The organism is Shinella zoogloeoides (assembly GCF_033705735.1).
GTDB lineage: Bacteria > Pseudomonadota > Alphaproteobacteria > Rhizobiales > Rhizobiaceae > Shinella > Shinella zoogloeoides_A.
In genome coordinates this window covers 1272043-1293083 of record NZ_CP131131.1, presented here as the reverse complement: position 1 = coordinate 1293083, position 21041 = coordinate 1272043, and the positions used below count along the sequence as shown (strand labels likewise).

General features: G+C 60.6%; 16 protein-coding genes and 1 tRNA gene. 7 read left to right on the top strand and 10 right to left on the bottom strand.

Translation table 11 applies throughout. From position 1 onward, the window contains the following. Window position 1: 1 nt before the first annotated feature. The 3 genes from ShzoTeo12_RS23705 to ShzoTeo12_RS23695 form a co-directional block, all read right to left on the bottom strand. Entirely contained in the window at window positions 2–1915 is a 1914-nt protein-coding gene (locus tag ShzoTeo12_RS23705; RefSeq protein WP_318912730.1) for a DUF262 domain-containing protein, read from the bottom strand. Continuing rightward, entirely contained in the window at window positions 1916–4951 is a 3036-nt protein-coding gene (locus tag ShzoTeo12_RS23700) for a BPTD_3080 family restriction endonuclease (RefSeq protein ID WP_318912729.1), read from the bottom strand. Between the two features lie 671 nt (window positions 4952–5622). Beyond that, window positions 5623–6612, bottom strand: a complete 990-nt coding sequence (locus tag ShzoTeo12_RS23695) for a WYL domain-containing protein (RefSeq protein WP_318912728.1) — start codon at window positions 6610–6612, stop codon at window positions 5623–5625. Window positions 6613–6668: 56 nt separating this feature from the next. Here ShzoTeo12_RS23695 and ShzoTeo12_RS23690 point away from each other — a divergent pair, with 56 nt between their 5' ends. The 6 genes from ShzoTeo12_RS23690 (at window position 6669) to ShzoTeo12_RS23665 (ending at window position 13679) form a co-directional block, all read left to right on the top strand. After that, the gene (locus tag ShzoTeo12_RS23690; RefSeq protein WP_318912727.1) at window positions 6669–10010 is read left to right on the top strand and encodes a TM0106 family RecB-like putative nuclease; all 3342 of its coding nucleotides are present in this window, start codon (window positions 6669–6671) and stop codon (window positions 10008–10010) included. A 169-nt stretch (window positions 10011–10179) separates the two neighbouring features. Further along, window positions 10180–11070, top strand: coding sequence for an AAA family ATPase (locus ShzoTeo12_RS23685; RefSeq protein WP_318912726.1), 891 nt, complete (start codon window positions 10180–10182; stop codon window positions 11068–11070). Then, on the top strand, window positions 11067–11540 hold the full coding sequence (locus tag ShzoTeo12_RS23680) for a hypothetical protein (protein WP_318912725.1): 474 nt from the start codon (window positions 11067–11069) through the stop codon (window positions 11538–11540). Before ShzoTeo12_RS23685 ends, ShzoTeo12_RS23680 begins: the two co-directional genes overlap by 4 nt. Next, window positions 11537–12034, top strand: a complete 498-nt coding sequence (locus ShzoTeo12_RS23675; RefSeq protein WP_318912724.1) for an HORMA domain containing protein — start codon at window positions 11537–11539, stop codon at window positions 12032–12034. The genes ShzoTeo12_RS23680 and ShzoTeo12_RS23675 overlap by 4 nt, the downstream gene beginning before the upstream one ends. Beyond that, on the top strand, window positions 12034–12939 hold the full coding sequence (locus ShzoTeo12_RS23670) for a CBASS oligonucleotide cyclase (RefSeq protein WP_318912723.1): 906 nt from the start codon (window positions 12034–12036) through the stop codon (window positions 12937–12939). Before ShzoTeo12_RS23675 ends, ShzoTeo12_RS23670 begins: the two co-directional genes overlap by 1 nt. A 17-nt stretch (window positions 12940–12956) precedes the next feature. Beyond that, window positions 12957–13679 carry a DUF6602 domain-containing protein gene (locus ShzoTeo12_RS23665; protein WP_318912722.1) on the top strand — a complete coding sequence of 241 codons (723 nt, stop codon included), beginning with the start codon at window positions 12957–12959 and terminating at the stop codon, window positions 13677–13679. Window positions 13680–14131: 452 nt separating this feature from the next. Here ShzoTeo12_RS23665 and ShzoTeo12_RS23660 read toward each other — a convergent pair. Beyond that, window positions 14132–14208 (bottom strand) — tRNA-Pro (locus tag ShzoTeo12_RS23660). Between the two features lie 160 nt (window positions 14209–14368). Between ShzoTeo12_RS23660 and ShzoTeo12_RS23655 the strand changes: the two genes are divergently transcribed. Then, window positions 14369–14869: an MgtC/SapB family protein gene (locus ShzoTeo12_RS23655; protein ID WP_318912721.1), complete on the top strand. Its 501-nt coding sequence runs from the start codon at window positions 14369–14371 to the stop codon at window positions 14867–14869. Window positions 14870–15186: 317 nt separating this feature from the next. Here ShzoTeo12_RS23655 and cysN read toward each other — a convergent pair whose 3' ends face one another. The 6 genes from cysN to betA all read right to left on the bottom strand — a co-directional run bounded on the left by cysN (window position 15187) and on the right by betA (window position 21029). Further along, the gene (gene cysN, locus ShzoTeo12_RS23650) at window positions 15187–16662 is read right to left on the bottom strand and encodes a sulfate adenylyltransferase subunit CysN (protein ID WP_318912720.1); all 1476 of its coding nucleotides are present in this window, start codon (window positions 16660–16662) and stop codon (window positions 15187–15189) included. A 1-nt stretch (window position 16663) separates the two neighbouring features. Further along, the gene (cysD, locus tag ShzoTeo12_RS23645) at window positions 16664–17617 is read right to left on the bottom strand and encodes a sulfate adenylyltransferase subunit CysD (RefSeq protein ID WP_318912719.1); all 954 of its coding nucleotides are present in this window, start codon (window positions 17615–17617) and stop codon (window positions 16664–16666) included. A 46-nt stretch (window positions 17618–17663) separates the two neighbouring features. Beyond that, window positions 17664–18416: a phosphoadenylyl-sulfate reductase gene (locus ShzoTeo12_RS23640; RefSeq protein ID WP_318912718.1), complete on the bottom strand. Its 753-nt coding sequence runs from the start codon at window positions 18414–18416 to the stop codon at window positions 17664–17666. A 202-nt stretch (window positions 18417–18618) separates the two neighbouring features. Next, window positions 18619–18978 (bottom strand): transcriptional regulator, encoded by a 360-nt coding sequence (locus ShzoTeo12_RS23635; RefSeq protein WP_318912717.1) that lies wholly within the window; start codon window positions 18976–18978, stop codon window positions 18619–18621. Beyond that, complete coding sequence (locus ShzoTeo12_RS23630; protein WP_318912716.1) at window positions 18953–19255, bottom strand: DUF6516 family protein; 303 nt, start codon at window positions 19253–19255, stop codon at window positions 18953–18955. The genes ShzoTeo12_RS23635 and ShzoTeo12_RS23630 overlap by 26 nt, the downstream gene beginning before the upstream one ends. Before the next feature lie 121 nt (window positions 19256–19376). Further along, entirely contained in the window at window positions 19377–21029 is a 1653-nt protein-coding gene (gene betA, locus ShzoTeo12_RS23625; protein ID WP_318912715.1) for a choline dehydrogenase, read from the bottom strand. Window positions 21030–21041 lie beyond the last annotated feature (12 nt).

Genomic DNA, 21041 nt, shown 5'->3' with positions numbered 1-21041 from the left:
CTCATTCGGCAGCCACCGTCAGTTCCGCCTCTTCCTGATCCTCGTCCAATTCATCAGAATAGTCTTCGTCGCTGGAAAGCGAGATGGGCGACTGCTTGCCCATCGCGTGCTCGATCAGGTTCAAGAGGGCTTTCTGGCGTACTTCCATGAAGCCCGCAAAATCGTCAGCCCGAAGAAGGGCCGGCTCGATCAGATGCGACGACAGAAACCCGTCGAGCTTGGCAGGATCAATCGCAGAGGCGTCTGCGCTGCCCGTCTCCAATTTCGAAAGGTAGGCCGAGGGTGCTACGCCGCCAATAATGCGGTTCGTTCGGTAGGACAGAGGCGTCTTGTTGATTATGGAATCATAGATGTCCGATTTGATGCCTCGGTCCTCGCACCACTTCTTCGGGAAGATGTGGTGGATATCGACACTCTCGCCGAAGAAGACAGTGTGATCGAATTCCTGACCGGAGCGGAAGTCCTGAGCGCGCGCCTTCATCAGGAGTGCGTTCACGCCTTTGTAGGCGGCGGAGAGCCGCATGCGCATCGTCTTCAGCCGATCTGGTCGGAAGGAGGCTTCCGAGACTGTCGCAGGGACCTTACCCCCAGTTAGCCAAGCTGGCACCTCTTGGAAATCGCGTGCAATCCTGGTTTCGACGGCCGACCCATAGAGCTCGCCCAAAACGCCGCACCAGTACCATTGCTGGAGTTTTTCGCGGTTTCCTTCGAGCTCCCAGGCGTCGCCGATGTCCGCGAGGATTGCTGCAAGCGGAATGATCTGGGTTTGGTAGGGCAGATCGAATAAGCGGTAGACGCGCTGCGTGAAGAGGAACTTCGCGGCCTTGAGAAAACCCTGCTCAGCCAATTTCTCATATTTCTTGTAGGCACTGAGCGGAAGATTTAGCAAGGCCCCTCGCTTGCCCGTAATTTGAGGAAGGTCCTTGCCTTCCTTGTTGGCAGTCACCGCAGCGTGCCGAAGATCGCGTGTGTGGAACAGGGAGATCACGTGCAAAAAGTCGGTGTTAGCCACATTGGCCAGGATGCCCTTTTCGGCATCCGCCAGCCTCTGAGCACTGACGAAAAGTCCGTGCCGCCCCTTGTTGTCCCTACCTTCGCCGTACCAGTCCTTGCGAAGTTCATGTCCATCAGCGGCATAGATGGCTGTAACGAGCTCGAACGCATCGAGTGGCTTGCCACCCGTATTGACCTTCTCGAAGACCGTACAGACAGCTTCCTTGGTTGTTGTCTTGTCGAGTGCGATGACAGGGACGTGGTAACCGGTGAAGTTCGACAGGATTTCTGTATAGAACTGCTGGACGGTGGGCCAAAGCTCCTGCATGCGGCCGTTGGCATTGGCCCAAGTTACGAACTCCATCTGCCAGGCCATTCCGTCGAAGGCGCGGGAGAGGGGGAAAACGAGGTTCTCGAATTCACGCTCCGTGGTGGAATAATCGTGATCGATCGATCGATTGAAGTCGGAACGTACGATCTTGTCCGCAGGAACCGAGATGATCGCTTCTTCCCGATCGACCGAAGGGTCTAGCGACTTTTTGATATCAATGAAGAACCAGCGTTCTACGGGTTGTTTCTTCGGCGTGATAGTCTTCACGACCTGGCCACGCAACGTGACCTGATAGAGCGACGTCATTCGTTGCTGGCCGTCGAGGAGCAACTCTGCGGGTTCGACTCTTTTCGCCGTCTCGGGCGCGCCTTCGATAGGCCGCGGCTTGAAGTTAACATCGCCTCCGGTCTCGAGTGTCATAAGTGCGCCAACCGGAAAGGCCCGCGAAATGGATGCGATCAGGCTTTTGATCCGATCTTCATCCCACACCCAACTGCGCTGGAAGTCAGGTAGCTGAAGCTTTCCATCGTCGCACTTCTTCAACAATTCATGCAGCGCGACTGGATTTGTCTTGAACGTTGACCCCGACATCTATGCATTCTCCCCCACGCGCGCTCCAAACGATTTGACCAACGTTCCGTAATCCTCTTCCATCGCAAAAGCGTTGCGGAATTCCGCGAATGCCCAGCGGCCGTAGACCTTGAGATTGTTGACGCCGGGGACCCAGAGGTTCGTCATGGTCTCGGCCTTGATCTGCTCGTCGAGGCCACGGAAGCCCTTCACCTCGACGATCAGATTCAGCGGATCATCCGGGCCGCGGCCGTCATCGACCTGGATAATGAAATCCGGCAGGTAGCGGCGCGGTACGCTGCCCGAGCGATAGGGTACTTCGAACCCTAGCGCCTGGTTCTTCACATAGGAGATCGTGGCGGGGTGCGCTTCCACGACGCGGGCAAACTCCGCCTCCCAATCGCTGTCGCAAACGACGTAATTCACGTGACTGAGGCGGGTCTCCCAAAGCGTTTGCTTTGTCGTGATGAAGGACACATGGTCGGTATAGCCATGCGGATTGTAGGGATCGAGCATTGCCTTGACGACGTTCTCCCCATCCTCGCCGGCGCTGCGGACGATGGCCTGGTAGATGAGCTCAGAGGCTTTCTCTGCGAGTTCCGCATAGGTCAGCATGCCTGCCTTTGTGCCGCCGGTGAGCTTCAGGCAAGCAGCGATCCATCGGCGCGTGATGGGCTGGAGCTGGTTATAGAGGTAATATGGAACGTCTTGATCCGGCTCCCGGAAATACAATTCGATCAGCTTCTTGGTGAGATGCGTCGCCACAGTGTTGGGCCGCATGTCATCGAGTGCATCAGGAGATATGTCGTGGCCTTCGCCGACAAGTCCTTCGAGACGGACCGTACAGGGGCCGACCAACTCTGGCGTCAGGTCGAGGACTGAGTCTGCCGAGAAATTGGCTGAAAAGCTCTCGGAGGGGAGCTCGGCGCGATAACCGGCAACGCGCGGAAGACGAATGGAGAGGTTATTGCGTTCCTTCAGCGCGTAGACGCGTGTCGTCGGCTTCGGCGGCGTGCGCGTCACCTCCTGGGGCTCGGTGGCAAAGTCGAAGGGAATGCCGAGAATGTCGGCGTATTCGGTATTGAACAGCCCGTTGCCGTTCAGTTCATAGGACTGGCGGCGCAGGCCTCGACCAATCACCTGCTCGCAGAGGAGCTGCGTGCCGAATGCGCGGACACCAAGGATGTGTGTGACCGTGTTGGCATCCCAGCCTTCTGTCAGCATCGAGACCGAGACAACGCAACGCACCTGCTCTCCGAGCCTGCCTTTCTGCCCGATGGTGTTCATCACTTCGCGCAGCAGTTCGGAATCCGATAGCTTGTCCGCGGCCGCGGCACCTTCGCGCTCCTTGATCTCGCGGCGGAACTGCTCGATTTCGGCTTCGGCCATGTCACGGAACTTGGCGTCAAGCGCCTCGCCGGATTCGAGCTGTTGCGAGTCGATCAGCAATGTGTTCATGCGTGGCAACCGATTGCCATTGCGGTCATCGTAGTTCCGGAAAAGCTCGAGATGCCCGTAGTGCTTGGTCTGGCGTTCGCCTTCGACTTCCCGCTCCCACCCGGAAATCCATTCGAAGATCAGCTTCGAGCTGGCCGTGTTATTGCAGACGACGATGAACACGGGCGGAACGCCGATGCCGGCCTTTTGCCAGGCATCGTATTCCTTCTCGTAGTGGGAGTAGAGCGAGTAGAGCGCGGTCTGCAACTCGGCAGGTATGCTAAATGGATCGAGATCGCCGGATTTGCCCGCCCCCTTCTTCGGCATCTTCTTGCCGATGTGATCCCAAAGATTGCGAAACACCGGAGTGGCGGCATTGACGGCATTGTCCGATACCGGAACGCGGGGCAGCTTGACGATGCCGCATTCGATGGCATCAACGAGCGAGAAGTCGGAGACCACCCAGGGGAAGAGGGTGCCTTCCTCATAGCCCGACCCGCGCAGGAAGAACGGTGTCGCTGAAAGATCGTAGACCGCTCGGACGCCGACTTTTCGCTTTAAGGCTTCGATGCCGGAAATCCAAAGCCGCGCCGCCTCGTTGTTTTCCTTGGCCTCGTCCTTTTCTTCGCCCTTCAGTTCATGCTCATCGTGGCTTCCCGGACGTTCGCGATAGCAGTGGTGCGCTTCGTCGTTGATAACTACGACGTTCTTCATCTGTAGGAGATCGCCGCAGGCACGCTGCAGCATCTGTCCCTCGGTTTCGAGTTCCTCGATTGCTTCGCCTTTCCAGCCCTTCATCAGGCGAAGACCTACTGCGTTCAACTCGTGTGCCTTGCGCCGCTGAAAGACGTGATAGTTGACGATCTCGATCTTTGCCTTGTTCAGGTCGGGCATCATGTCCTGCGGAACAAGCTCCCGGGAGCGATAGTAGCTGTTGCCATCCGAAGGCTTCAGTACGCGCAGGCGGTCCTTGATGGTGATACCGGGCGCTACTATGAGGAAACCCCGCGAGAAAAGGTTCGAATTCGGTTGCCGCGCAGCATTGATCGCCTGCCAGGCAATCAGCATCGCCATGACAGTCGTCTTGCCGGCGCCGGTGGCCAGTTTTAGTGCAAGGCGAAAGATTTCGGGGTTGGCGTCTCGGTTGGCTTCTTCAAGATGGCGGTAGATGTGTGCGTACTGCTTGTTCTTGCGAGCCACCTCGGCGAGCCAGATTGCGGTTTCCACAGCCTCAACCTGGCAATAAAAGGGGCGAGGACCGGAGAAAGTGTCGCTTCTCCAGTGCTGGAGCAACCGCTGCGTAACCGGCGTTACGCCCCAGTCGTTGGGGTTGGGAATTGAGCGCCATGACGCAATGTGGCCGCGAATTTCGTTGATGATCGGCGTAGGGTTGTAGCGGCTGCTGCCATCTTTGGTCTGGTCAAGCTCAAGTGATGCCTGCTTCTTGCTATCGGCTTTAGTTTTTCGGCTTTTCGGAACTGGGGCAACGTACTTCGAGCGGCGCCGGCCTTCTATGGGCGGTTGATTGAGCGGCTCGCCACTTTCGGAGAGCGCATGATGGCGTGTGGGAACTTCGTATGGCGAATTGAGAATTGGTTCGGCGTAAAATGGCTTGGTCATGCAATCGGTCCCAGAATCGACATTACCATTCAATCGGCAGTGCGATTGTCATGCAACTCTTACGATGCGCTTTGCTGTGTTTCGCGAACAACTGCATACGGAAATAATTTCCGCTTATCAGCTTTATGCACCCCGTAAATGCTCTGAATGACGGCAACGCACATTCTTGTCGGCCACTTGGATCACCGCGGACAATTCCTGATGTGTCGGAATTGTCGAGGCAAGGTAGAAAGCTGGCAGCGGCTTTCGAACACAAGCGTTTTAGGTGATGTAGACCCAGGCGAACGCGAACGCCGAGCTTCGGCCCAGATGCGTTTGCCCGAAGGAGCTTGGAATTAATGGAGGATAGGGCTGCAAGCCCTCAGACCGGGGTGCAAGATCGTAGGGCGTAAGAGTTCTATGCAACAAGCAGGCCTCAAAACGCCAAGGATGGAAGCCGAATCGCCGAGACTATAGGCTCCTTTCGCGATGACCCGGCCCCGCTGATCTCAGGATGTACTGATACGCTCTGATATCTGCAAATAGCCAATCAAGAGATCAGTATCATATGTAGGATCGATGTGAAGGATTGGGGGCTGGTCGCGGTCAGGCAGCTTTCGAGCGGTGAACTTTAATGAGCGGACGTTAATCTGCCTGGCGCGGGTATCGCTGCGCAGAGTTCAGCAGTGATGTTAGGGCAGCGCATCGAATTCTCGCTGATGGCCATGTACCATCTCCCGCAGCCTAGCCGGCTGCAATACCTCGACTGACTTACCCCACGAGTAGAGGTGCCAGCACATTTCAAGGTAGCCTGAAGCCCTAAACCGCACCAGCAGTGAGCCGTTCGCTTCCTCCTCGACTGTCTGCGTTGGGTGAAACACAAACCGTCGCGCATGTGGTGCGGCGTCGGGGCTGAAGCGCCACACGACGTCACCGTGCTCGGCGGCGCTTTCGTAAGAGCCGAAGCCCTTCTCTGCGTGGGTGCGAATGCTGAAGCCGGGGTCAAGTTCGAAGCTCTCTTCCAGGACTTCAGCCGAGTATATTTCTTCGACGCGGTAGTGCTGGAGCCGCGCAGCCTTCTTCGCCATGTCGCGGGCGACCAGATAGCGACGGACACCGAGCAGCAGCCCGTGCGGTGCGACCACGCGCTCGCTCGGCTTGTCCTGCGTCCGCTTGCGATAGACGATTCGTAGCAGGAAGGGGCCTTTCAAGGCTTCTGAGATCGATGCGTCGACTGCACTGCTGATCGCGGGCCTGGGGCCGGGGCGGGCTGCATGACCCAGCGCCTCGAGCAACGCCTCCTCATCGACGGCGAGCCGGGTCCCCGTGCCGGGTGGTAAGAGCGCACGGACTTTGGATTGGAGCTGCCGTAGTGTCGTAGCCTCTGCCACCATCTGTTCCACCTCGAGTTCGCTGATCGCAGTAGTCAGCGCCGCGAGTTCTTCGGCCGACGGTGTCAGCAGCGGCGCGATCGCCTTAGCGTGGATGCGCCACCGGCGCTTGCGGTCTTCGCCGTCCTCGGTCTCAGTCTGGGGAAATGCGGCTTGGAGCGCGTCAGTCATCCGCTGCGCAGTGCGGTGGGAGCACCCCCATTCCTCAACGATCTCCTCTAGCGACACGCCACTCCGGCGCGTCGCCATCATTGCGAGCTTGAGTAGTTCCTGAGCCTTCGCAAACGACATGGAAATCACCACGACAGCTTTTGTCACCCTTATATGCTATATGACAGGAAAGGGGAATGCGCATGCGTAGGATAGGCGATGCTTTGAGGCTCTCAGCCTCTGACCTGATGCGGTTCAAGGGTTGTCGGCACTCGACCACGCTCGACCTACGCCTGATCGAAGTCGGCGACCTTGAGCCACGCAAGGACAGCGCCGAGGCGGAATTGCTACAGCGTCAGGGCGACGAGCATGAGTTCGCGTTCCTCGAACAGATCAAGGCGAGCGGCCGCCGGGTCGTCGAGATACCCAAGGATGGAATCCCGCTGGAGGAATCGGTACGCCTCACACTCGAGGCGATGCGGGATGGACCCGACGTGATCTTCCAGGGCGCACTGCTCGATAGCGCATGGGGTGGCTACAGCGACTTCCTCGAGCGTGTCGAGCGGCCGTCCGACTTCGGCGTTTGGTCATACGAGGTCGTCGACACCAAATTGAAGCGCAAGCCTGACCCGAAGCATGTCCTTCAACTCTGCCTATATAGCGATCTGATCGCGAAGGTACAGGGTGTGGCGCCCGAAGCTGCCCACCTCCAGCTTGGCGACGGTAGCCGTTTCACCATTCGGCTTTCGGAGGTCTCCTCCTATGCGCGCCACGCCCGTCGTACGCTAGAGACGTTCCTCATCGAACGGCCTGAGACGCGACCTGAGCCCGTGTCGGCATGCGCGCTCTGTCGCTGGAGAGACCTATGCGGGGAGCAGTGGGAGTCGGAGGACAGCCTTGCGCTCGTTGCCGGAATCAGCCGGTCCCAACGCCAGAAGCTCGAGGCAGTCGGCGTGACCACGATGGCAGGCCTCGCCGCCTGCGGCGAGCGCGTCCCGCGGATGGCGGCCGAGACACAGCGCAAGCTGGTCGCGCAAGCCCGCCTCCAGGCGGCGCGACGAGCCGGCGGCCCGCCGTCTTTCGAGTTGCGCGATCCCGAACCCGGCAAAGGCTTCGGCCTTCTTCCTACCCCCGACGATGGTGACATCTTCTACGACATCGAGGGTGATCCCTATTTCCCCGGCGGCCTCGAATATCTTCATGGTGTTTGGTATCGCGAGGGCGCGGACTGGCAGTTCCAGGCCTTCTGGGCGCACAACCGCGAAGACGAGGGCCGCGCCACCGCCAACCTGCTGGCTTTCCTCGTCGACCGCACTCGGCGCTTCCCAAACGCACACGTCTACCACTACGCTAACTACGAAATCGCCGCGCTCCGTCGGTTGACCGCGCAGCACCGTACCGGCGAAGCCGCAATGGACCAGCTCCAGCGGGAGCGGCGTTTCGTTGACCTGTTCAAGGTGGTCTCGGGTGCGATGGTTGCGTCCGAGAAGGGCTACTCAATCAAGGACCTAGAAGCCTTCTACATGGAGAAGCGAGCGGCGGACGTCGCGACCGCCGGAGCTAGCGTCGTCTTCTATGAAAAGTGGCGGCAGACGCGAGAGCGGCGACTCCTTGACGACATCCACGACTACAACCGTACCGACTGCATCTCAACCCATCTCCTCCGTGACTGGCTAGTACGCGATGTGCGCCCAGCAGGTATGCCGTGGCCCATGCTCGGCGCCATGCCCGGGGGCGGCACTCTCTCCAACCTCGATGTCGAGGAGGAGGAGGCCGCATTGCTACGTGCCCGGCTGCTGCCGGTTCGCGAGCGGCTGGGTGAGCGCGTTGCCGACTTACTCCTCGACCTCAGCCAGTTTCACAAGCGCGAGGATAAGCCGACCTGGTGGGCGATCTTCGACCGCCTTGCGCAGGAAAGCGAGGAACTGCTTGACGACCTCGAGTGCATTCAGGGACTTGAAGCCATAGGTGAACCTGTAAAAGTCACCGCGAAGTCGTTCGAGCGCACCTATTGCTTCCCGCCGCAGGAAACGAAGCTGCGCGCGGGCAAGTCGCCGTGCGTGAAGCCGGCGGCTATGCCCGAGGACGTCAACCTCCGTTCCATCGACCACGAGGCAAACACTCTGGTGCTACGGCGCTCGACAGCGAAGGGGGCGCTTCCCGATCGACTCGACCTGCTACCGCCGCAGCCGCTCCGCAACAGCGTCCTCAAGGACGCAGTCGCCTCAGTGACCGAGGAGATCATCGCCAACACCGGCCGACTCCCGGCTGTCGAGCATCTGCTGACGCAGTCGCCGCCGGTATTTGTCGATGGCCTGCGACCCGTCAGTATCATTCCGACCGATGGCGACCTTTCCACCGAGACCAGCCGCGCAATCGCGGCGATGGCGGGAACGACGCTCGCGATCCAAGGCCCGCCGGGCACCGGCAAGACCTTCGTCAGCGCGCTCTCGATCGTGGACCTCGTCCGCGCGGGCAAGCGCGTCGCGGTCTCATCCAACAGCCATAAGGCGATCAACAACCTCCTCAAGGCGGTGGCTGATCGGGCACGCTCAGAGGGCGTGGCGTGCCGCGTCGTCCAGAAGGCGTCCGACGACGGCGATGACGAGGGGTATCCCGGCATTGTCTTCGTGAACGACAACGACGCGCCCGAGATCGCGATGGCGCATGTGGTCGGTGCGACTGCTTGGCACTTCGCTCGCTACGCTGATTTCGCCTTCGACTACGTCGTCGTCGACGAGGCAGGGCAGGTCTCGCTGGCTAATATCCTCGCGATGGCCCGCTGCGCTCGCAACATCGTGCTTGTCGGCGACCCGATGCAACTGCCTCAACCGCTGCAGGGCAGCCATCCGGGCGACAGTGGCAGGTCGTGCCTGGAGTACCTTATCGATGGCCATCGAGTCGTACCGTCCGACCGCGGTGTCTTCATGCCGATCAGTCGCCGCATGCATCCGCGGGTCTGCGGCTTCATCTCGACTGCGGTCTACGAGGGCCGGCTCAGGAGCGACGAGGCAGCCGCTAGCCAGATGCTCATCTCTCGAGGAGGTGATGACTTGGTGGGCGCCGGCATGCGCGCCGTGGTGCATTTTGGCCGTTCGCAGGTCAGTCCTGAGGAAATTGACGCCGTTGCTGCACGGATCGCGGAGATAGAGGGCTCGACATATCGCGACAGAGATGGTCGTGAGCGCATCGTCGGTCATGCCGACATCCTCGTCGTTGCGCCCTACAACGCACAGGTAAACGCGTTACGGGTGCGACTGCCGGGGACGATCCGGATCGGCACGGTCGACCGCTTCCAAGGCCAGGAGGCGCCCATATGCTTAGTGTCCATGACAACCTCGAGCGGCGAGGAGCTACCGCGCGACATCGCATTCCTGTTCTCACTGAACCGGATCAACGTGGCAGTCTCACGTGCCCAGGTCGCCGCGATGGTATTCGCTGCTCCAGCGCTACTTGAGACTCCGTGCCGGACGATCGAGGAAATGGCACTGGTCAACGCGCTCTGCACGTTACGCGAATATGGGGGTGACAGCTTCTGACACCCGTGCGTGCGAATGTGCAGTCGTGAGTGGCACCTTTGGGACATCAGCTTTCGTTACATCATCGACAGCGATAGCCATGGCGGCGATCCCAATCGCACGTGCGACTGACCCAAGGCGCCAAGAGGTCTAGAAAGCGATCGATATGAACCACCGAGAAACATTTGCAGTGAACGAACTGCCCAAAGGCATCCACCGCATCACCCGTCTGCCGAGCGAGCCGCTCGGCGAGCTTTGGAATTCCATCGTTATGGACGAGGACACCAAGGCCAAGCTGCTGTCACAGGCCGTGCTGAATTTCACGTTGCGTGCGAAGGTATCGCGCTCGGTGATCCCCCTGCATGGCGTCATCATGCTGACGGGACTTCCCGGCACGGGCAAGACCTCGCTTGCCAAGGGTCTCGCACATCGCGTCGCACAGGCCTTCCGGAGTGATGCCTTCCGCCTCCTCGAAGTCGAGCCGCACTCCCTCGCGAGCGCGGCTCACGGCAAAACACAGCGCGCTGTAACCGATCTTTTCGGCCTGGCGATCTCGGAAGCGGCGGAGACCGGTCCGACGATCGTGCTGCTGGATGAAGTCGAGACGCTAGCCGCCGACCGAGGCAAGTTGAGCCTCGAGGCAAACCCCGTCGATGTCCACCGCGCCACCGACGCCGTTCTCGTCCAGCTCGACGCGCTTGCGGAAAAGCATCCCAACCTCTTGTTCGTGGCAACGAGCAATTTCCCCAAGGCCGTGGACGACGCGTTTCTTTCGCGCTGCGATCTCATCCTTGAGGTCCCGCTTCCCGCCAAGGAGGCCTGTCTGCTCATCCTCCGCGATTGTCTCGGCGGACTCGCCAGGGTCTTCCCTGAGATGAGAAATCTCGGGGAGGGCAAGGGCTTGGAAGAATGCGCCGCAGCCTGCGTCGGACTGGATGGCCGCGCTATCCGCAAGATGGTGGCCAACGCGCTTGCTTCCAATCAGGCAACCGCCATGAACCCTGGCAGCGTCACAATGCCGGCGATCATCGCCGCCGCGAAGGCAGCACACAAGGCCCGCGTGAGGGAGGGGCGCACATGAGCAGCACCTACTCCCGCGTCTTCCGCAGCAGTCCCCATCGCGACGCGTTCGACACCTGGAAGGCGATCGTCGAGCTTCTGACACAGGGCCGCACGGGCTCGGATCGGAACGAGCTTCTGGCGGTCGGCGGTACGGCGGCGAGCGTCATCGCGGAACAGGCGGCCAAGGACGCAGCGATCGTGGTGACCTGCGACGGCCCGCGAACGCGCATCTACACCCTCCATGATGACGACGCAATCGACGGATCGGACGCCAAGGAAGACACGCTGGGCTACGACCCCTTGAAGGGCGACTGGAAAATGTCTCTGCCTTGCCCCGCCGAGGACCTCGACTGGGTCAACAACTCGCTCAAGAAGCACAGCAGCCGTATCACTGCTCGCGACAGCGCGGAAAGCTCTGGCAGCGAAACCACAAAGGCCGCCACGGGAAGCGCGCTCGTCCTCGATACGAAAGGGTTCCTCGGCTCATGACCACCGTTGCCGTAAACACTTACACCCACTCGGTTACCTACGTGGCCGACAACATCCTCAAAAGCCTCAAGGACATCATTCGTTTGAGTGGTCTCGATCCTTCGCTGCTCGTTGATAGCTGGGAAAGCAAGATGCGGGCCCTCAAGACATGGCTGGGCTCTCAAGACCTCGAAAAGGTCGTGCTTGAAGTCTTCAATAAGAAGACCGACGCGCTCATCGTCCGCTGGGACATCGACATTGTCTACAGCTGGAACGGCGGTGGCGGGTTCTGGACCGACACCGATCAACTCAAGTATCACATCCGGAAGGCTGGTGTCGCCCCGTCAGACGCGAGCTACAGGATCATGATGAAGGCGAAGCCGGGCCATCCGGAGGTCGAGGGCTGGAGCACCAGCTACTTTCGCTCAACGGACGGCTTCGTCCGCCACAATCTTGGATCGACGATCGACCACAACGGCTTGGGCGGTAGCGCGGCCTACTGGAGAAAGACCTGATGCTTACGACCGATGAGGCCTTCCGGAAATTCAAGTCCCGGCTTGAGCTTAACGACCGCGAACAGGAGAATGCGTCCAAGCGGCAGAACGAGGTCCGTGACTACCTGGATACGAAGTTTGCGATCGCCAGCAGTTTTCTGACGGGGTCCTACAAGCGCCACACCAAGACAAAGCCGCTCAAGGACATCGACATCTTCTTCGTTCTCAAGGAGAGCGAGCGATCTAAATACCGCGACAAGGCCCCGTCGGTGGTGCTGGACGACTTCCACAAGGCGCTCGTAGAAAAGTACGGCGAGAAAGCCGTGCGCAAACAAGGTCGCTCGGTGAATGTGGATTTCGGCGTTGTCGTCGACGCCGAAGACAATACGGACTACCGGATTCTCAGCGTTGATGTCGTGCCGTCATTTCCATTGGGCGACGATTACGAGATTCCGGACACCGACAAGGGCGAGTGGATTAAGACCAACCCCAAGACTCACGCCCAGAAGGCGGTCGATGCCCATCAGGCGTTTTCAAACGAGTGGAAAGGCCTAGTCCGCATGGCCAAGTACTGGAACAACAATCCGCGGCACGGGATCGATAAACCGGTGAAACCATCGTTCCTGATTGAAGTCATGGCCCTCGAATGTCTGTATGGTGGATGGCAGGGGCGCTTTGATTACGAACTCGAGGGGCTGTTTTCCACGCTCGCCGACCGCATCTTCGACATCTGGTCCGACCCCGCCGGGCTTGGTCCGCCGATTAGCGACGGCATGGACGCCACTCGAAAGCAGCGTGCGCGCGATCTGCTCCTGGCCGCGAGCCGCGATGCTCGCAGCGCGATCAACCTCGCGAAGCAAGGACGCAACGGCGAGGCCTTGAAAGCATGGCGCACACTGTTCGGTCCCAAGTTTCCGCTCTCCTGACACAAGGGAAGTCCTTCATGTCCGAATGGTCTCTTTCTCAGCTCCTTTCTTCGTTGCATGAAGACATACAGACGAGGCTCTCAGTGGCGCGTAGGAGCTTCCAGCACCCCGGGGTGAAAGGTGACGCGAGCGAGAGTGTCTGGATCAGCTTGCTGGAGAAGTATCTACCCGCCCGCTACAGCGTCGCCAAGGCGCATGTCGTCGATAGCCGCGGGGATTTTAGCGACCAGATCGACGTGGTCGTTTTCGACCGCCAGTATTCACCATTTATTTTCACCTACGAAAACCAGACGATCATTCCCGCCGAGAGCGTTTACGCCGTCTTCGAGGCGAAGCAGACTGCCGACGCGCAGCTCGTCAAATATGCTCAGGACAAAGTTGCTAGTGTCAGACGGCTCCATCGGACGAGCCTGCCGATACCGCACGCGGGGGGAGTCTATCCGGCAAAACCGTTGATTCCGATTTTTGGCGGAATCCTGACTTTCGAGAGCGAATGGAACCCGCCCATGGGCAAGCCATTGGAAGCCGTCCTCCTCAACGGAATAGGGGACCGCCAGTTGGACCTGGGATGCGTGGCGTCGCACGGCCACTTCGCCCGTAATGGCGAAGGTGAATTTAATTTCGTCCTTGAGAACAAGCCAGCAACGGCGTTCCTGTTCAAGCTAATCTCCCGGCTCCAATTCAGCGGTACCGTCCCCATGATCGACATCGAAGCCTATGGTGAATGGTTAGCGAACTGATCGGCATACACGCAACGATGTGGTTATGTTGGCGTGGGAGCGCTCGGCCGCTCCGTGTTCGACGACATACCGGAGGAGTTCCCCCAAGCCAGCCTTGTTGTTCCGGTTCATCGGGATTGCATTAGTGCCAATGTAGTTTCAAGTGACCTTGTTTGCGGTGCGGGGTCATTAGCGGAGTCGCGAGGTTGGGTGGCGCAGAAGCTATCGCCGGCATCGATTCGAATATCCGCTTCCTGGAAGGCTTTCACTCGCGATGCAACGAACGGCACCAATGCCCATCTGCAAAAATACTCCGGGTAAGCCTGTCTGAGGGGCCTCTCAAAGCCATCTTTTGATGGAGATACCACCAGGCCACGAAGGGTTTCTGTCAGAGTTTCTGTCAGTTTTGGGGTGGGAAGATTTTCGTCAGCCCTCGGGATGGCTGTAAATCCTTGTTCTGAAAGGATTTCAACTGGTCGGAGTGGAGTGATTCGAACACTCGACCCCCACGTCCCGAACGTGGTGCGCTACCAGACTGCGCTACACTCCGTGACCAGTGGCGCTGCTATAGAACAGGCTTTCAGTTTCGACAAGCGCAAAATATCAAAAAAAATCCGCGATGTTGGGGAAAGTCCCGGAACGCCGGGGAAAACTTTTTGAAACGCTCGAAATGTCGGGAACCGGAGGCGGGGTGTGACGTTTGCCGAGCCATGGAACAGATCGTTGCAGACCTTTTTCCGAACACGCAGGTGCCCTATCCGGTCATCCTTGCCCGGATGGTGGGGGCGATTCTTTTCGGTGCAGCCATCGGTGCGGAGCGGGAATACCGTGATCATGCGGCGGGTCTTCGCACCCATATCCTCGTTGCGCTCGCGGCCTGCGTCTTTGCTCTTCTCGCGCTGGAAAGCGTGCATATGGCGAGCTTTTCCGATGAACAGGTCCGTATCGATCCGCTCCGGGTCGTCGAGGCCGTCACGGCGGGTGTCGCCTTCCTTGCCGCCGGCATGATCGTCTTCTCGCGCGGCGAGGTGAGAGGGCTGACGACCGGAGCGGGCATGTGGCTTGCCGGTGCCGTCGGCCTTTCCGTCGGTCTCGGCTATTGGTTCATCGGGTTCTTCGCGACGCTTGCCTGCTTCATCGTACTGTTCATCCTTGGAAAATTCGAGACACGCCTCGGTGTGGGAAGCTCGAAGGAGGAGGAGGATAAGTAGAGCTGAGTGATGCCTTCCGTTTCTCTGTCGCGATGCGCCGATGGAACAATATGATGGACGCGACGTTATCGATTCGACACATTGATGGAAAGGAAAATACCGATGGCTCGGGCATTGATTCTCTGGTTGATGGGCGTTCCGCTTTTCATTGTCATCCTGCTTTGGTATTTCTTCTTCTGATATGCCGAAGACGAAGTGGAATTCCCTGCAATGGGCACTCTTTGCTTCCGGCAAGGGGTGCCTTTCCTTTGGCGGTAGTTCAAACGAAAAGCGGCGCCGCAAGGGCGCCGCTTTCCAATAGGCTTCACGAAGAAAGACTATTCGTCCAGATCGGCAAGCACTTCCGCGGCGCGTCCCGCGCTGGTGTGGCGCACGTCGACATCGTGGCGGCGGTCCGCGAAAAGCTCGGTCGCCATGATCTTCTCCGCAAGGTCGGCGGGCAGCGAGAGCAGCACGCGCTGGTCGTCCTTGTGGATGCCGCCGAGTTCCGAGCGGCGGCCCGTGATCATGCCGCCGGCCACCGTGTTGTTGGTGTCGGGGTCGATCAGGATAAAGGCGCCGGTCGTGCGGTTCTGCTCGTAGGTGTCGAAGATCGCCTGTTCGTCGAAGGTGAGATGCACCTTGCCGATGGCGTTCATGCCGAGCTTGTCCGCCGCGTTCCATTTGGAGGACTTCAGGTCGAGCTGGCTCACCGGCTCGACGGTGACGCGCTGGCGGCGCGAGCCGCTCTTCAGCCAGTAGCGCTTGCCCGGCTCGATGCCGTCGGGCTGCAGGGCGACGAGCTGCGCGTCGAAACCGCGGCCGGTCATCGGCTGGCTGTCGATGGCGACGATCATGTCGCCGCGCGAAACGTCCACCTGACGGTCGAGCACGAGCGTGATGGCATCGCCCGCCACGGCCGCGTTGCGCACGAGGTCGAAGGTGACGATCTTGGTGACGTTGGCGACCATGCCCGAGGGCAGGACGACGACCGAATCGCCCGGCTTCACCGAGCCGCCGGCCACCGTGCCCTGATAGCCGCGGAAACTTTCGCCCGGGCGCGAGACGCGCTGCACCGGCAGGCGGAAGCCGACCGTCTGGTTGGAGCGGGTGGTGGCCTTTTCCAAGGTCTCGACCAGCGTTGGGCCGTCATACCAGGGCATGGAGGCGCGGCCATCATAGACGACGTTCTCGCCCTTCAGTGCCGAGATCGGGATGGCGGTGATCTGCTTGACGCCGAGCGTCAGCGCGAATTCCTTGAAGTCGTGTACGATCTCGATGAAACGGGCGCGGTCGTAGTTCGTCAGGTCGATCTTGTTGACTGCGAGAACGAACTGGCGGATGCCCATCAGCGAGGCGATGGTGGCGTGGCGGCGCGTCTGCTCCAGGATGCCGGCGCGGGCATCGACCAGCAGCACGGCAAGGTCCGCCGTGGAGGCGCCGGTCGCCATGTTGCGGGTATATTGCTCATGGCCGGGCGTATCGGCGACGATGAAGGAGCGGCGGTCCGTCGAGAAATAGCGATAGGCGACGTCGATGGTGATGCCCTGTTCGCGCTCGGCCTGGAGACCGTCGAGCAGCAGCGCGAAGTCGGGCAGGCCGAGGTCGTTCTGCTTGCCGCTGTCGCGGTGGAGCGTGGCGGCCTGGTCTTCCTTGACGGCCTTGGTATCCCAGAGCAGGCGGCCGATCAGCGTCGACTTGCCGTCGTCGACCGAGCCGCAGGTGATGAGGCGAAGCGGGCGGGAATCGCGGATCGCGCGTGCGGGTTCCTCGAGCGGAAGAACCTCGGCGGTTGCAGTGGCGGAAACGGTCATCTCAGAAATACCCTTCGCGTTTCTTCTTTTCCATGGAGCCGGACTGGTCGCGGTCGATCGCGCGGCCCTGGCGTTCGGAGACGGTGGCGGTCTCCAGCTCGGCTATGATGTCGTCGAGCGTTTCGGCATTGGAGCGGATGGCGCCGGTCAGCGGGAAGCAGCCGAGCGTGCGGAAGCGGATGACGCCTTCCTGCTTCACCTCGCCGGGCAGCAGTTCGAGGCGCGGATCCTCGGCCATGATCATCATGCCGTCGCGCTCCACATAGGGGCGCTTCTTCGCGAAGTAGAGCGGCACGATCGGGATATCCTCGGCCTGGATGTAGCGCCAGATGTCGACCTCGGTCCAGTTGGAGAGCGGGAAGGCGCGCACGCTCTCGCCCTGGCGGATCATGCCGTTATAGACGTTCCACAGTTCCGGGCGCTGGTTGCGCGGGTCCCACCGATGATCCGGCGTGCGGAAGGAGTAGATGCGCTCCTTGGCGCGCGAGGCCTCCTCGTCGCGCCGCGCGCCGCCGAAGGCCGCGTCATACTTGCCGGCGTCGAGCGCCTGGCGCAGCGATTCCGTCTTCATGATGTCGGTGTAGAGCGCCGAGCCGTGCGAGAACGGCGTGACATTCTCCGCCGCGCCGCGCGGGTTGACGTGCTCGATGAGGTCGAGATCGTATTCCTTGACGATATTGTCGCGGAACTCGATCATCTCGGCGAATTTCCAGCCCGTATTGACGTGCAGCAGCGGGAAGGGGACGCGGCCCGGATAGAAGGCCTTTCGCGCGAGATGCAGCAGGACCGAACTATCCTTGCCGATCGAATAGAGCATGACGGGACGCTCGAATTCGGCGGCGACCTCGCGGAAGATATGGATCGCTTCGTTTTCCAGCGCCTTCAGATGCGGGTCGAGCGGCGGCTTCGACGTGGCGTTCGGCTTGGCTTCCGCCTCGTTACGGATATCGGACATTAAACTCTTCACTCCGGATAGGGATGCCTTGGGAGGGCTGTTCGGGTCAGGCCGCGCTGGGGGCCGGGATGGTGGAGGCGGCGGCCTCGGTGACGTGCAGGCCGCATTCGCGCTTCTCGTCGTTCTCCCACCACCAGCGGCCGGCGCGCTCGGGCTCGCCCGGCTTGATGGCGCGCGTACACGGCTCGCAGCCGATGGAGGGGTAGCCGCGACCGTGCATCGGGTTCACCGGCACGGCATTGTCGGCCACATAGGCCTTGATGCGGTCGATGTCCCAGTCGGCCAGCGGGTTGATCTTGATGAGGTTGCGCTCGGCGTCATGTTCGGCAAAGGGCGTATCCGCCCGGTTGCCGGACTGGCCGCGGCGAAGGCCGGTGATCCAGAAGGATGCCCCTTCGAGCGCGCGCGCAAGCGGCTTCAGCTTGCGCACGCTGCAACAGGCATGCCGCGCCTCGACGCTCTCATAGAAGCCGTTGAGGCCGTACTGCGCCGCATAGGCGTCGATATCGTCCTGCACGGGCACGTAGCGGGCGATGGTGATGCCGTACTGCCCCTCGGTCTCGTCGATGAGATCGACGGTCTCCTTGAAGAGCCGGCCCGTCTCCAGCGTCACGACGTCGATGGCAAGCCGGTCGGTGCCGATGGCCGCGGTGATCACCTGGTCCTCGATGCCGAGGCTGGTGGTGAAGACGGCACGCCCGCCAAGTTCGGCCACGAGCGCGAGGCGCCCGGCAAGGTCGAGACCGGCCAGTTTGTCGTTCAGGGCTTCCGCGATCCCGTTTCCGGTAAGAGCAGTCATTCCGTTTCCAAGCCTTTGCGAGAATTTGCCGGATTATCGCAGGCTTGGGGGAGGGCAGACAGCAAAACGGATTTCCAAAGCGTGAGGACGAAGAGCAAATATCTCTCCATCTCGGCCCCAAGGCAGAAATCCTGCCGCCGGGGAAAGCTTTGATATTATTCTATGAATTTAGTAGACAATAAGCTGGTTTTGGGCAGGCCGATCAGGCGGCCGCCTCCATGTCGAACTCGAAGTGGATCCGGTCGTAGGGGAAGGCGAAGCCGTTTTCGGTCTTGTCGATCACGCCGCTCTTCGCCAGCATGTCAAGATCCCCGTGGACGTTCTTGATGTCACGGGTCACCAGCTTCGCCACTTCGCGCACGGTGAGCGAACCCCGGCCGGCCATTGCCATGACGATCTCCGTCCGCTTGGGCGCCAGCGTCCGGTGCATCGCCTCCCACGAGTCGAAGGACAGGATGGATCGAGCCTCGACGGCCTCGCCAGCCTCTGCCCGCTTCGCGGCATCGACCGCGGAGGCGATCACGTCCTTCATGCTTTCAATCTTCACGGTCAGCGTTTCCATCGATCCATCCTTTCATGTCCGCATCAAAGTCCAGCAGCAGTTTCTCGATAGACTGAAAGGCATACGGGTGCTCTTCGGCCCCGATATGCTTGTGGTCCCCTTTGCCGGTTTCGTTGTCGTAGCGCATCATGCAGATGCCATCGGCCACGAAGGCCAGACGATACTTGAAGGGGTGAGGGCTGCCGCGCAGTGGCTCGGGCACCCGCCATATCACGAGGTCGGCGAACATGGCCTCGCCGATATGTCGCCGTGTCTTGAGGATCAGACTCGCCTGCATGTTGGTGTTTATACCATCAAGCGCTCTTGTTGGCAATTACGCCAACGGATAGCGGAGGAACGTCGAGGTGAGGCAGCACCGGGATCACCGAAGTGATCCCGGTGTCTTGATGGCAATGGAACTACCGATCACTCACCGCCGCCCGCGGGTTCACCCACGGCTCCTGATTGGAGCGTGCCAGCGGCTGCTTGCCGAGAATGTGGTCGGACGCTTTCTCCCCCGTCATGATCGACGGCGCGTTGAGGTTGCCGTAGGTCACATGCGGGAAGATGGAGCTATCCGCCACGCGCAGCCCGTCGACGCCGATCACGCGGGTCTGCGGGTCGACCACCGCCATCGGGTCGTCCGCCGCGCCCATGCGGCAGGTGCCGCAGGGATGGTAGGCGCTTTCCAGATGCTCGCGCAGGAAGGCGTCGATCTCCTCATCCGTCTGCACCTTGTCACCCGGCTGGATTTCCGGGCCGCGGAATTCGTCGAAAGCCTTCTGGCCAAAAATCTCGCGGGTGAGGCGCACGCAATGGCGGAACTTGATCCAGTCTTCCTCGTGGCTCATGTAGTTGAAGCGGATCACCGGATCGGCCATCGGATCGGCCGAGCGCAGGGTCACGTTGCCGCGCGATTTCGACAGGTTGTAGCCGACATGCGCCTGGAAACCATGGCTCTTGGCCGCCGCCTTGCCGTCATAGGAAATGGCGACGGGCAGGAAGTGGTACTGGATATCCGGCTGCTTCAGCCCCGGCGCCGAGCGCAGGAACGCGCAGGCCTCGAACTGGTTGGAGGCGCCGAGGCCACCCTTGGAAAGCAACCATTGTGCGCCCGCCACGCCCTGCCAGAACCACGGCAGCCAGGAATAGAGCGAGACCGGCTTGGTGGAGACCTGCTGGAAATAGAATTCCATATGGTCCTGCAGGTTCGCGCCGACACCCGGCCGGTCCACCTTCACCTCGATGCCCATGTCCTTCAGATGCTGCGCCGGGCCGATGCCCGAGAGCATCAGGAGCTTCGGCGAGTTGAAGGACGAAGCCGAGACGACGACTTCCTTGTTCGCCTTCACCACCTCGATCCTGCCGTTGCGCTCGATCTCGACGCCGACCGCCCTGCCATTTTCGATGACGATTTTCCGGGCGAAGCAGCGCACGAGGGAAACGTTCTGTCGCTTCATCGCCGGGCGCAGATAGGCGTTTGCCGCCGACCAGCGCCGGCCGTTGTAGATCGTCTGCTCCATTAGGCCGAAACCTTCCTGCTTGGAGCCGTTGTAGTCCTCCGTCGTCTCGAAGCCGGCGTCCCGGCCGGCCTGGATGAAGGCGTGGAAGAGCGGGTTCGTTACCGGCCCGCGCCGGACATGCAGCGGCCCGTTGGTGCCGCGCCAGCCCGCCTCGCCGCCGAGCGAGGTCTCCAGCCGCTTGTAGTAGGGCAGCACGTCCGCATAGGCCCAGCCCTGCGCGCCGAGCTCTTCCCAGCGGTTGAAGTCTTCCGCATGGCCGCGCACATAGACGAGGCCGTTGATCGATGACGAGCCGCCGAGCACTTTTCCGCGCGGCGCGGTGATCCTGCGGTTGTTGAGGTGCGGTTCCGGCTCGGAGAGATAACCCCAGTTATAGCGCTTCATGCTCATCGGCCAGGCCAGCGCGGCCGGCATCTGGATGAACGGCCCGATATCCGAGCCGCCATATTCCAGCACCATGACCGTATGCTTGCCGTCTTCCGAAAGCCGGTAGGCGAGCGCCGAGCCGGCCGAGCCGGAGCCGACGATGATGTAGTCTGCGTTCTGCATGACCGCTTCTTT